We start from the raw sequence: 13,130 nt of genomic DNA on the forward strand, positions 1-13,130 counted from the left end.
TGGAATCATGCCAAAAGCAGAGGAGCACATCATGGGTCAACAGACTAATCGCAATCGCCGCTGGGTACTGGCTTCCCGCCCGCATGGCGCGCCGGTCCCGGAAAACTTCCGTCTTGAAGACGATGAGGTGGCAACGCCGGGTGAAGGCCAGGTTTTGCTGCGCACCATTTTTCTTTCCCTCGATCCCTACATGCGTGGACGCATGAGCGATGAGCCGTCTTACTCTCCGCCGGTAGAGATTGGCGGCGTGATGGTTGGCGGGACCGTGAGTCGCGTGGTGTCCTCCAACCATCCTGATTACCAGCCAGGCGAGTGGGTGCTGAGCTACAGCGGCTGGCAGGACTATGACATCTCCGACGGTAACGGGCTGGTGAAGCTTGGCGATAATCCTGAACATCCCTCCTGGGCGCTGGGAGTGATGGGGATGCCAGGATTTACTGCTTATATGGGGCTGCTGGATATCGGTCAGCCAAAAGCGGGGGAAACGCTGGTTGTGGCCGCCGCCACCGGCCCGGTTGGCGCAACGGTAGGGCAGATTGGTAAGCTCAAAGGCTGCCGGGTGATCGGGGTTGCAGGCGGGGCAGAGAAATGCCGACATGCCACCGAGGTCTTGGGCTTTGATGTCTGCCTCGATCACCACGCACAAGATTTTGCGCAACAGCTGGCAAAAGCCTGTCCGCAGGGGGTCGATATTTACTACGAAAACGTCGGCGGCAAGGTATTTGACGCCGTTCTGCCATTACTCAATACCTCTGCGCGCATTCCGCTGTGCGGACTGGTCAGCGGTTACAACGCCACATCGCTTCCAGGCGGACCCGATAGATTACCTTTGCTGATGGCAACGCTGCTGAAAAAGCGAATTCGGATGCAGGGCTTTATCATTGGTCAGGATTATGGTCACCGCATTCAGGAGTTTCAGCGGGAAATGGGGCGCTGGGTTAAAGAGGGCAAAATCCATTACCGCGAGCAAATCACCGACGGTCTGGAAAATGCGCCGCAGACCTTTATCGGCCTGCTGACCGGCAAAAACTTCGGTAAAGTGGTGATTCGTCTTGCAGACGATGCGTAAAACGGATGGCGGGAGTCATTCCCGCCAGTGTTACTCAAAACGCCAGGCCAGATTAATCCCTACGCCATAGTTTCGTCCTGGCGCCGGTTCGTAATATCGACCATTTGCCTCATTCACTATCACCGAACCGACGTAGGACTTATCAAACAGATTATCCACCCGACCGAACAAGTCGATCATCAGACTGCGGTAATAAAATTTATAGCCGGTATTTAAACCCACTACGGTATAGGACGGGGCTTGCGCCGTATTTTCATCATTGGCCATAATATTGCTCATATAACGAACATCAGTTCCCGCATACCAACCTTCATCAGGCACGTAGCCCAGAGAAGCAAATCCCATGTTTTGCGCAATGCCAGGCAGGCGGTTGCCGTTGCAGTTTTGATCGCCACAGACGTTGCTGCGGTAGGTCGCATCCAGCCTGGTCCATGCAGCTTTTACGCGCCAGCTTGCGGCAAAGCGTTGGTCCCAGGATAACTCACCTCCCTGACGGCGAGTTTTTCCAGCGTTTTTGTAGGTTGTCCGCCCGCCGCTACTGCTGTCAACCACGATCTCGTCATCGGTATCGGTCTGGAATAGCGCTGCGGTAAACAGCCCATCGCCGATACGCGTTTTACTGCCGATTTCCACGGTATCGTTTGTGGAAGGCTGTAGGTCAAAATTCATCCCACTTTGGCCGTCGGAGCGGTAAGACAACTCGTTGATGGTGGGCGTTTCGAACCCACGTCCCGCGGCCAGGTAGACGTTCCAGGCATCGGTGATGGCGTATTTTAACGATCCGGCAGGTAACCACTGGTGATAGCTGGCGTCACCGCTGTCATCTCCGTTACCAGGCGTAATATAGCGATCGTTAGAATCAAACCACACCGAACTGTAGCGAACCCCGGCATCCAGCGAGAGTTTCTGCGTTAATTGCCACTGGGTTTGCAGATAGGGATCGACATTCCACATCAGGTTACGTTCGTTACGTCGTAAGTCGCCTTTCTGACCATATTCTGGCACGCCATCATCAAGGCGAAAGTTGTTGTAGCCTTTACGGCTTTCGCTCATATTTTCGTAATTCAGACCGGTGGTGAAGGTCACGGGTATGCCCAGCTCGCCACGGTGAGTCCAGCGGTTGTCTATCCCCTGATAATGACGTTGCAGGGTAATAACGCCTCCGGCATGAGAGGGTTTTAACTGCGGGGCCATCGGGATCGACTGATACTGAGTGGTTTCACGCTCGCCTGCATAAGTCATGATGCTGATATCATCCTTCGCGCTAAGCTGGCGTTCATAGCGCAACCCCGCCTGGGTCTGCTTGATGGTTTTTCGCGTGTTGTATTGCTCAGCGCGGGGAGATTGCTGCGGATTGGCCTGCCACTCTGACTCGGTAAGACCACCAGGATCGTCAGCTTTACTCTCTACGCTATTGAAAATCAGGGTTAGTTTGCTCGTATCGTCCATGCGCACGCCCAGTTTGGCATTGGCCAGATTTTTTTGGGCGCTGCTGCGATCGCGATAACCATGGGTAGTAAACCGGGTTGTTGAAACGGTGTAATCCACATCCCCTTGCTGTGTGCCATCGCCCAATGCGCCCGTTGCTTTTAACCCGTAGCGCCAACTGCCAAAACTGCCGTAATAACTGCTGGCTTCAATGGTTGGCGGCTCATGTCCCGTTTCAGTGCTGACATTTATCACTCCACCAGACGCATTGCCATACAGAGCAGAGAAGGGGCCGCGTAAAACCTCAATATTTTGTACGCTGCTGATATCAATATTGGATGTTTGACCCTGCCCATCCGGCATGGCTGCCGGGATCCCGTCGACATACAAACGAATGCCGCGGATGCCATAAGTGGTTCGCGAACCAAATCCGCGAATCGACAACTGGAGATCCTGGGCGTAGTTCTGCCGATTTTGCACCTGTAGCCCAGGGACGCTGGTCAGGGATTCAGACAGGTTAATTCGCGGCGTTGCCAGACGCATATCTTCTCCGTCAACGACGCTGACGGCGGCAGGGGTGTCCAGTTCAGAAACGGACTGTGGTGTCGCGCTAACGATCAGCGTTTGATCGTTTATCTCACTTTCTGCCACGGCATAAGGCGAGAGGAAGACAGGCAGTAAAGAAACAGGAAGTGCAGTGTAGCGGGCTGAAAAAATCGTCATGAACAAGGCCAGTTAATGATGCTTACGCCGAAACACCAGCGATAAGCGCGTGAATTTTTTTATAAAAGATGAATTTTAGCGCTGCTGAATTGCGCTAATTTTTCGGGCAATGACAACGAGTGTAGTCAATATGTGAAGAAGTGCTCCACTTTGAGATGAATAATGATTACTATTCTCATTCTTAAAAAAGGCAAAACCATGATTTTGCTCATTGAAGCTATGTGAAGCAGTAACAAACGAATTTATCAAAGGGAGTCGTCATGTCTTTACGTCATCTGTTTTCGCCGCGTCTGCGTGGTTCTTTACTGTTAGGTTCACTGCTCGTTGCATCATCTTTTACTACGCAGGCTGCAGAAGAACTGCTGCGCAAAGCCGTGGGCAAAGGCGCCTATGAAATGGCGTACAGCCAGCAAGAGAACGCGCTGTGGCTGGCGACTTCGCAGAGCCGCAAACTGGATACCGGCGGGGTGGTTTACCGTCTTGACCCGGTCACCCTCGAAGTGACTCAGGTTATTCATAACGATCTCAAACCGTTTGGCGCCACCATCAACAACGCCACGCAAACGCTGTGGTTCGGCAACACGGTAAACAGCGCGGTGACGGCAATGGATGCCAAAACGGGCGCGGTGAAAGGACGTCTGGTGCTGGATGTGCGTAAGCGTTCTGAAGACGTTCGCCCACTGCAGCCGCGTGAGCTGGTCGCCGATGACGCCACCAACACGGTATACATTAGCGGTATTGGTAAAGAGAGCGTGATTTGGGTGGTGGACGGTGATGCCATTAAATTGAAGGACACCATTCAAAATACCGGCAAAATGAGCACCGCTCTGGCTGTCGACAGCAAGGCTAAACGCCTGTACACCGCCAATGCGGACGGTGAATTCATCACCATCGATACCACCACCAACAAAATTCTCAGCCGTAAAAAGCTGCTGGATGATGGAAAAGAGCATTTCTTCATCAACCTGAGCCTGGACACGGCGGGCAACCGCGCCTTTGTTACCGACTCTAAAGCGGCGGAAGTGCTGGTAATCGACACCCGTAATGGCAACGTCCTGGCAAAAGTCGCCGCGCCGGAATCCCTGGCCGTGCTGTTTAACCCGGCGCGTAACGAGGCCTACGTGACCCATCGTCAGGCCGGCAAAGTGAGCGTGATCGACGCGAAAAGCTATAAAGTCGTTAAAACGTTCGAGACCCCAACATTCCCGAATAGCCTGGCGCTCTCCGCCGACGGTAAAACCCTGTACGTGAGCGTGAAACAGAAGTCCACCCGCGAGCAGGAAGCCACCCAGCCGGACGATGTTATTCGTATTGCGCTGTAATTAACCGGAGGGGGAAACCCCTCCTGTCACTTCTCTAAATCCCCCGATACGCCTCGTTACACCCCGCCAGTAGCCTGACCCACTTCAGGGACTTACACTACGCCCTCAACGGCTAACTGAATAACACGGGAATACCATGAAAAAGCCATTTATCTGTCTTTGTGCAGGCGTAATGCTGTTTACATTGGCAGGATGCACCACCGATTACGTCATGACGACCAAAAGCGGACAAACCATCACCACCCAGGGTAAGCCAAAACTGGATAAAGACACGGGAATGACCAGCTATACCGATCAGGATGGGAATGCGCGGGAAATTAACAGCAACGACGTAGCGCAGTTGATTGAAGCGAACTAAAAAAGAAGGCCTGAAGGATTAACCTGTCAGGCCTTCTGCCGTTATGGCGCGGTGCGGTGGATCTCTGCAACACGTTTACGCACGCCGAACCAGCCCGCGACCAGCAGGATGGCAATCAGCGGTAATGACGCGATGGTATAGGTGCCGTTTGGATAGTCAAACGCCATCAATACCAGTACGCTCAGCAGGAACAGCAGCGTTAACCACGAGGTAAACGGTGCGCCCGGCAGTTTAAAGCTGACGTCTGCCGTTTTACCTTCTTTTATGGCCCGGCGCAGACGCATCTGACAGACCATGATAAATCCCCACGACGCAATAATGCCCAGTGACGCGAAGTTCAACACGATCTCAAACACCTGTGACGGCACCAGATAGTTCAGGAATACCCCGACGACATACACGACCAGCGTGGCGAGGATCCCGGCCCATGGCACCTGTTGACGGCTCATTTTAGCCATGAATTTCGGTGCCGAACCGCCCATCGACATGGAGCGTAAAATACGCCCGGTGCAGTACAACCCTGAGTTAAGGCTGGAAAGCGCCGCGGTGAGCACCACAATATTCATGATACTGCCAATGTACGGCACGCCCAGTTTGGAAAAGAAGGTAACAAACGGGCTTTGCCCCGCCTGATAGGCGTTCCAGGGCAGTAGCAGAACCAGCAGCACGACAGAACCCACATAGAACAGACCAATACGCCAGATAACGCTATTGATTGCTTTCGGCACCATCGTTTGCGGATCTTTGCACTCACCGGCGGCGGTACCCACCAGTTCAATAGAGGCAAAGGCGAAAACCACACCCTGTACCAGTACCAGCGCAGGCAACAGGCCATGCGGGAAGAAGCCGCCGTTGTCGGTAATCAGGTGAAAACCCGTGGCGTTACCATCCAGCGGCTTTCCGGTACCTAAAAAAACGGTACCCACCACCAGGAAGATCACAATTGCCAGTACCTTAACCAGCGCAAACCAAAACTCCATCTCCGCGAACCACTTCACGCCGATCATGTTCATGGTACCGACAATAGCCAGCGCGCCGAGGGCGAATACCCACTGCGGCACGTCGCCAAACGCGCCCCAGTAGTGCATATACAACGCCACCGCGGTGATATCGACAATGCCGGTCATCGCCCAGTTGATGAAGTACATCCAGCCAGCCACATAGGCGGCTTTCTCACCTAAAAATTCACGGGCGTAGGAAACGAAGCTACCGCTGGAAGGGCGATGTAAAACCAGTTCGCCGAGCGCGCGCAGTATAAAAAACGAAAAAATACCGCATACCAGATAGACCAGCGCCAAAGCCGGGCCGGCCATCTGCAGGCGTGCGCCTGCCCCTAAAAACAACCCGGTACCAATTGCGCCGCCAATGGCGATCATTTGTACCTGTCGATTGCCCATCGCTTTGTGATACCCCTCTTCGTGAGCATTCAACCAGCGTCGTTTCGCCGCATGTTGTTCCGCGGCTTGCGTGTTGTTTGTGTTCATTACGATTCCTGTTGACCTGACAAAAATACAACATCCTTTTTGCCGCACCTGCTGCGGCGAAAACAGCCTTACCCTTCATTGTGTTACGGGGGAAAACTGCCGGCCGAGCATCCTACATTCAATTGATTGGTTCCGCAAAGCCCCGGTAACAAGAATTCAGCATTTTTATGCAGCCGGTACTGGCGCGGTGTGGCCTCGATTCAGCCAATAAAGGAGAAGGGCATTTATACCTGTAGAGGAGTGCGCTTATCGAGACATTCACCCAATAAGCGCCGTAACGTTATGCCGATACGCCAAAGACCTGAACGGCCTGCTGTAAGCGTGATGAACGCTGGGTCAGATCGGCGGTGGCGTCGGTGACGCGCTCCACCATCTCGGCATTATTGTGTGTCATGGTACCAACGCGTGAAATTGAATCGTTAATCAGATCCAAAGCCTGGGTTTGCTCACGCGTGGCCAGACTAATGTCTTTGATCATCATCGACATCTGCAGTACATCCCCAATCATCCCGGTGAGATGCGTTTCTGTTTGCTCCACCATTTTGACGCCGCTATTAACATTGGCGACGTTCTTCTCAATAAGCTGTTTGATCTCTTTTGCCGCAGACGCCGAGTGTTGGGCCAGATTGCGGACTTCTGCCGCGACAACGGCGAAGCCACGCCCGGATTCCCCGGCTCGCGCGGCTTCAACCGCGGCATTGAGCGCCAGAATATTGGTCTGAAAGGCGATGCTGTCGATCACGCCAATGATGTCAACGATCTGCCCGTTGTCACGCGATATCGCCTGCATCATGGCGATAGTTTGTTTCATGATATCGCCGCCTTCTGCAGCGTTGGCGCTGGTTTTATCGGCCATGGTCATGGTATGTGCTGCCGTCTCAGCGGTTTGTTGTACCGCGCTACCAATTTCTTCAATGGCCGCAGCGGTTTGTTGCAGGTCGGCAGAGGTTTCTTCTGAACGCTGATGCAGCGCCGTACCTTCTTTTGACACCCGCTGACTGATAGCGCGAATACCGGAAATTTGCGTACTGACGTCATCGACCAGAGAATTCAGATTAAGCCCGGACTGATTAACCAGTCGCATTAGCATTCCGATCTCATCCACCCGATTTAAATGACAGTTATCAGGTTTACGTCCGGACACCACTTTCTTCATTTGCGTCAGAAGCGTATTAACTGGCTGACAAATTTGATACTTAAGGTAAATAGCTAACGCCAGAATTAACACCAGCAAGCAACCCGACTGAATAAATGGATTAAACGGGGCGAAGATAAATAGCAAAGCGAGCAGGGCCGTCACCCCTAAAGAATAATTGACGCGCTGGCTGATATTCAGCCATTTAAACATGGAAGTCCATGCCAATAAGCCGCGACGAATGATAATCCCTTTAAAAAGTCGAAAGCCTTTAAACTGCTGACTATTCATTTTTTGGTATAAACTTTCGCTGTGAGTTATTTCATCACGCGAAGGAACGGTACGCACCGAGATGTAACCGGTGAGTTTTTCATTGTGCCAGACCGGCGTAACGTTGGCGCGAACCCAGTAATGGTCACCATTTTGGCGGCGGTTTTTCACCATACCCGTCCAACTGTCTCCCTGCTGTAGCGTGTACCACATATCAGCGAATGCAGCGGGAGGCATATCAGGATGGCGAATAATATTATGCGCTTCGCCCATTAATTGATCTTCGTTAAATCCGCTGGCATCGATAAAAGCAGAGTTAGCGTAGGTAATATGACTTTCTTTATCCGTCGTTGAAAGCAGCGTCGCTTTGTCGTTAAGTGCGTGCTCAATTTGTGTAACGGGCATGTTACTTTTCATAGAGGCCCCATAATGATATGTATAATCCATACAAAAATTCCCGCAATAAAATCGGGAGGAATATTAAAAAGCCGTTTTAAACCGTTTTAATAAGAAACGCTGCATTCTCTACTAATCATCATTTCTGTGGAAGTATTTAAATTAAAAAATCTCTGTGGAATATTCATTCAGAGTCATAAAACTGAAACATTTTATACAACCGCATAACGTTTTAAGTCATTTAACCTGACTTAAAGTAAATCGCGTTAAAAAACGTTTTCGCAAAAAGAAAACTGGCATGAAATGATTTGGATGTTATTCCCGTGAGACCAACGACCCTATTATATTTTGTAGGCCATACATTCCGCGTGTTTTCAGTTTCGTGTTCCGACCAGTACAAGGCGATCCGAATTTTATCCCTGACAGCGTCAGGGCTGGTTATCTACTTTTTAGCTGAGCAAATGTGAATTAAATGTTTCTGCATGGTTATCTGATAATTTAATAATAATGACATGTTAACAAGCATAGGCCCGTAACATGTCATATCGCCTGAGTATTCTGGATAAAAGCCCCCTCGGGGAAGGTGAAACCGCCGCGATGGCGCTTGCCCGGACGTTGCATCTGGCGCAGCGGGCAGAAGAGTGGGGATACCATCGTTTCTGGATCGCGGAACACCATAATACGCCACAGCTGGCCAGCCCATCACCGGAGCTGGTGATTGCCTGGATCCTCGGGCAAACCCAGCGTATTCGCGTAGGCTCCGGTGGCGTGATGCTGCAACATTACAGCCCGTACAAAGTGGCGGAAAACTTCAATCTTCTGGCCTCGCTGGCACCCGGGCGTGTCGATCTCGGCGTAGGGAAAGCCCCTGGCGGCTTACCACTGTCGACTCAGGCACTACAGCAAGGAGTGCATCAGGATGAAAAAGGCAGTTTTGCCGACCAACTTTCCCAGCTTAACGACTGGCTGACGCTGAGCGGCACGGAAAGCGGGGAAACGGTATTTCCGACGCCAATCCCACCGTTACCGCCGGAAGGATTTGTCCTGGGAGCCAGTGTGCAAAGCGCACAGTTAGCAGCGCAATTTAATTGGCATTTTATCTTCGCGGCACACCTCAACGGTGACCGCGCGTTATTGCGTGACGTTTTGTCCTTCTGGCAGACCCACAGCGCACGTCCGACGATAGTTGCCGTCCAGGTGATTGTGGCTGACAGTAGCGATACCGCCGCGCAGCTTGCGGAAAACGTGCAAATCTGGGGCGTGGAGTTGGAGAATGGTCAACGTGTCACGGTAGCCAGCGAAGAGCAGGCGCTGGCATTCGCCGCGCAGGCCGGCAGTCCGCCACGCAAAATCGCGCGTCGTGAGCAGGCGTTGTTACACGGCACGGCTCAGGAGGTGATGGCGAAGCTGAATGCCCTGCATACGCAATTTGGCATTGAGGAGTTCATTATCGACACGCCAGTGGCGGAAGGTCACGCGCGTCTGACATCGCTGCGGTTGTTGGCGCAAGCCCATAACGCCGTGGAGGTGCTCTGATGACTCTGGCCTCAACGCTTATCAACTGGCGTCGTGAATTACACCAGCACCCGGAACTTTCCCTGCAAGAGGTGGCAACGACGGCGCGCATTCACGCCTGGCTGCACGCAGCGGACGTCGAGATTTTACCGTTCGACCTGAAAACCGGTCTGGTCGCGGAAATCGGGCAGGGAGAAGATGTCATCGCGCTGCGAGCGGATATCGATGCGCTACCGATAGAAGAAAGCGCCGATGTGCCGTTTCGCTCCCTCACACCGGGAGTGATGCATGCCTGCGGACATGACGTTCACACCAGCGTCATGCTGGGCGCCGCGCTGCTGCTTAAACAACAGGAAACACACTTATCGGGTCGCGTACGTATTTTGTTTCAGCCCGCTGAAGAGAGTTTCGGTGGCGCAAAAACGCTGATCCGCGCCGGTGCGCTGCACAACGTTGCGGCTATTTTTGGCATGCACAATGAGCCAGGTTTACCAGTGGGGGAATTTGCCACACGCGGCGGCGCGTTCTATGCCAACGTCGATCGCTTCGTGCTGCGTATTAATGGCAAGGGCGCACATGCGGCGCGTCCGCATGAAGGCAGAGATGCCATCCTGCTCGCCAGCCAACTGGTCACGGTGTTGCAAAGCGTTGCCAGTCGCGACGTTAACACACTGGATTCAGTGGTGCTTAGCGTGACCCGTATTCAGGGAGGAAATACATGGAACGTGTTGCCAGAATCCGTTGAGCTGGAAGGGACGCTCAGAACGCACCGGACTTCGGTGCAACAGCAGGTTAAAGCACGGGTTAATGACATCGCCGCCGGTTTTGCCCACGCCTTTGGCGCACAAATCGACGTTATCTGGCATGCGGGGCCGACCGCGTTGGTAAACGATGCACGTTGGGCCGATATCGCCACCGCCGTGGCGAAACAATCAGGCTACACCACCCATCATGCCGACCTGCATATGGGCGGCGAGGATTTTGCCGTCTATCTGCAAAATACGCCTGGCGCATTTGTCAGTATTGGCAGCGCCAGTGAATACGGATTACATCACCCGGGCTTTAATCCGGACGAACGTTTAATTGAACCTGCCGCGCATTACTTTGCACAGCTAGCAAAAACGGCATTCGCACATCTTTAAGTTTACCTGTTGGGTAGGGGTTATTATGGCTGAAAATCGGCAACTACGGCTCGGCACTATTCTGCATGGCGCAGCGGGAAATATGTCCGCATGGCGTCATCCGGCGGCGCAGGCCGATGCCAGTATTAATTTTGATTTTGTCAAAGAGACGGCGCTTATTGCGGAAAAAGGGAAGCTGGATTTTATTTTTGTCGCCGATGGTCTGTATATTAATGAAAAATCAATCCCACACTTTTTAAATCGCTTTGAGCCGCTGACGGTATTATCTGCTTTGGCCAGCATTACCCAAAATCTGGGATTGGTTGGCACGGTATCCACGTCATACAGCGAGCCGTTTACTACCGCACGGCAGTTCGCCAGCCTTGATCATCTCAGCCAGGGGCGAGCCGGATGGAACGTGGTCACGTCACCTCTGGAGGGTTCGGCAAAGAACTATTCACGTGCCCAGCATCCAGAACATGCCCTGCGTTATCGTATCGCCGATGAATATTTACAGGTGGTGAAAGGACTGTGGGATTCCTGGGAAGATGATGCTTTTACCCGTAATAAGGCAAGCGGAGAATTTTTTAATCCGCAAAAACTGCATACGCTTAACCATCATGGAGATTATTTTCAGGTCGCAGGGCCGTTAAATATTGGGCGCACGCCACAAGGCCGTCCGATTATATTCCAGGCGGGTGCTTCACAGGATGGTAAGAAATTAGCGGCGCAGCATGCCGATGCTATTTTTACCCATCAGGAGTCGCTGGCGGAGGCCAAAGAGTTCTATCAGGATGTAAAAAGCCAGTTGGCCTACGCCGGGCGACATCCCGAACAACTGCATATATTCCAGGGCGTCAGCGTGATTGTTGGCGACAGCGCAGAGGATGTTGAGCAGCAGTATCAGACTACCGCTGCGCTGGTCTCTATTACCGACGCGCTGAACTACCTGGGCCGCTATTTTGAACATCATGATTTCGCCCAATATCCACTGGACGCACCGTTCCCGGATTTGGGTTCCCTTGGACAAAACAGCTTTCGCAGTACGACTGATGAGATCAAACGCAACGCGCGTGAGCGTGGCTTAACGCTACGCCAGGTTGCTCTGGAAGCGGCCAGTCCACGCCCACGTTTCAGCGGTACGCCGCAACAGGTTGCCGATGGTCTTCAGCAGTGGTTCGACGAAAAAGCCGCAGACGGTTTTATCATCCAGGGGGGAACGCCAGATACCTTCCCGCGTTTTGTCGAACAGGTTGTCCCCGTGCTTCAGGCGCGTGGCCTGTTCCGCCATGAATATCCCGGTACGACCCTGCGCGCAAGCCTGGGACTCGCGACACCTGCAAACCAATTCACACAATAAGAGAAAAACGCTATGCAGAAAAAATCAGTCTTCCTCGCGCTGTCACTGGCTTTCAGCGCTAACGTCTGGGCAAATGATGTGACTATTAACGGTACGGGCGTAAGCCTGGAAGCCAATAAAACGCCAATCAATACGGCAAAAAATCCGCAGGCGATTGCGCAGTTGCCTGCGAACCTGCACCTGGCCGTACCGGGTAAATTCACCGTGGCGATTGCCGGGTTAAGCCAGCCGCCGCTGACCGTCTTTGCCGATGACAATAAGACACTGATCGGCAGCGAGGCGGACATCGCTCGTCTGGTGGCTGACAGTCTGGGGCTGGAACTCAACGTCGTACCCACGTCATGGGAAGACTGGCCGCTGGGCGTCACGTCCGGCAAATATGATGCCGCGATCAGCAATATTACCGTCACCAAAGCCCGCAAAGAGAAATTCGATTTCGCGACGTATCGTAGGGACTCCCTTGGCTTCTATGTCAAAACCGGCAGTAAGCTGAAGAAAATCGAGCAGGCAGAAGATATCGCCGGTCTGCGCATCATCGTCGGTTCGGGGACAAATCAGGAAGCCATCCTGCTCGCCTGGAACGATGAGAACGTGAAGAAAGGGTTGCAGCCGTTTACGCCGGTGTATACCAAAGATGATGCCGCGCAAACCCTGGCTCTGCAGTCAGGCCGCGCCGATGCTTACTTCGGTCCTAACGTTATCGGCGCGTGGAAAGCTGCACTCAACGGTAAAACGCAACGGGTGGGCAGCGTTGATGGCGGTTGGCCAAAAGCGGCACACATCGCTGTGACGCTGAAAAAGGACAGCGGTCTGGTTCTGCCGGTACAAACCGCCCTCAACGGCGTAATTGGCAACGGCGACTATGACAAGGTGCTGAACCGCTGGGGAGAAGGGGTGGAACGTATTCCGCAATCTGAAATCAACCCGGCCGGTTTAGGCGACTAAGGAG

General features: G+C 52.9%; 8 protein-coding genes and 1 pseudogene. 6 read left to right on the forward strand and 3 right to left on the reverse strand.

Annotated elements, in window-relative coordinates; translation table 11 throughout:
* The first annotated feature begins 31 nt into the window (after positions 1-31).
* Positions 32-1,069 (forward strand): NADP-dependent oxidoreductase, encoded by a 1,038-nt coding sequence (locus HV229_RS12180; RefSeq protein ID WP_047417394.1) that lies wholly within the window; start codon positions 32-34, stop codon positions 1,067-1,069.
* A 30-nt stretch (positions 1,070-1,099) separates the two neighbouring features.
* Here the strand turns inward: HV229_RS12180 and pqqU are convergent, their stop codons facing one another.
* On the reverse strand, positions 1,100-3,220 hold the full coding sequence (gene pqqU / locus HV229_RS12185) for a TonB-dependent receptor PqqU (protein ID WP_181547651.1): 2,121 nt from the start codon (positions 3,218-3,220) through the stop codon (positions 1,100-1,102).
* Positions 3,221-3,480: 260 nt separating this feature from the next.
* On the opposite strand from pqqU, the gene HV229_RS12190 reads away from it, so the two are divergent.
* Both HV229_RS12190 and HV229_RS12195 read left to right on the forward strand, forming a co-directional pair.
* A complete protein-coding gene (locus HV229_RS12190) occupies positions 3,481-4,542 on the forward strand; it encodes a YncE family protein (protein ID WP_181547653.1) in 1,062 nt (353 codons plus the stop codon).
* Between the two features lie 136 nt (positions 4,543-4,678).
* Positions 4,679-4,900, forward strand: coding sequence for a YgdI/YgdR family lipoprotein (locus HV229_RS12195; RefSeq protein ID WP_003020157.1), 222 nt, complete (start codon positions 4,679-4,681; stop codon positions 4,898-4,900).
* A gap of 41 nt (positions 4,901-4,941) precedes the next feature.
* Here the strand turns inward: HV229_RS12195 and ansP are convergent, their stop codons facing one another.
* Positions 4,942-6,384: an L-asparagine permease gene (ansP, locus tag HV229_RS12200; RefSeq protein WP_003833088.1), complete on the reverse strand. Its 1,443-nt coding sequence runs from the start codon at positions 6,382-6,384 to the stop codon at positions 4,942-4,944.
* Positions 6,385-6,664: 280 nt separating this feature from the next.
* Entirely contained in the window at positions 6,665-8,206 is a 1,542-nt protein-coding gene (locus tag HV229_RS12205; RefSeq protein WP_181547656.1) for a PAS domain-containing methyl-accepting chemotaxis protein, read from the reverse strand.
* A 516-nt stretch (positions 8,207-8,722) separates the two neighbouring features.
* Here HV229_RS12205 and HV229_RS12210 point away from each other — a divergent pair.
* From HV229_RS12210 to HV229_RS26300, 3 genes and pseudogenes are all read left to right on the forward strand, one after another.
* Entirely contained in the window at positions 8,723-9,721 is a 999-nt protein-coding gene (locus HV229_RS12210) for an MsnO8 family LLM class oxidoreductase (RefSeq protein ID WP_181547658.1), read from the forward strand.
* On the forward strand, positions 9,721-10,842 hold the full coding sequence (locus HV229_RS12215; RefSeq protein WP_181547660.1) for an amidohydrolase: 1,122 nt from the start codon (positions 9,721-9,723) through the stop codon (positions 10,840-10,842). Before HV229_RS12210 ends, HV229_RS12215 begins: the two co-directional genes overlap by 1 nt.
* Positions 10,843-10,867: 25 nt before the next feature.
* Positions 10,868-13,126: pseudogene (locus HV229_RS26300) on the forward strand (NtaA/DmoA family FMN-dependent monooxygenase).
* Positions 13,127-13,130 lie beyond the last annotated feature (4 nt).

The organism is Citrobacter sp. RHBSTW-00524 (assembly GCF_013747755.1).
Classification (GTDB): Bacteria; Pseudomonadota; Gammaproteobacteria; order Enterobacterales; family Enterobacteriaceae; genus Citrobacter; species Citrobacter braakii.

Bases quoted from the DNA above. Each gene is read 5' to 3' on its own strand.
- HV229_RS12180 (WP_047417394.1), top strand. From the start codon at position 32: ATGGGTCAACAGACTAATCGCAATCGCCGCTGGGTACTGGCTTCCCGC.
- HV229_RS12205 (WP_181547656.1), bottom strand. From the start codon at position 8,206: ATGAAAAGTAACATGCCCGTTACACAAATTGAGCACGCACTTAACGAC.
- HV229_RS12210 (WP_181547658.1), top strand. From the start codon at position 8,723: ATGTCATATCGCCTGAGTATTCTGGATAAAAGCCCCCTCGGGGAAGGT.
- HV229_RS12195 (WP_003020157.1), top strand. From the start codon at position 4,679: ATGAAAAAGCCATTTATCTGTCTTTGTGCAGGCGTAATGCTGTTTACA.
- HV229_RS12190 (WP_181547653.1), top strand. From the start codon at position 3,481: ATGTCTTTACGTCATCTGTTTTCGCCGCGTCTGCGTGGTTCTTTACTG.
- pqqU (WP_181547651.1), bottom strand. From the start codon at position 3,220: ATGACGATTTTTTCAGCCCGCTACACTGCACTTCCTGTTTCTTTACTG.
- HV229_RS12215 (WP_181547660.1), top strand. From the start codon at position 9,721: ATGACTCTGGCCTCAACGCTTATCAACTGGCGTCGTGAATTACACCAG.
- ansP (WP_003833088.1), bottom strand. From the start codon at position 6,384: ATGAACACAAACAACACGCAAGCCGCGGAACAACATGCGGCGAAACGA.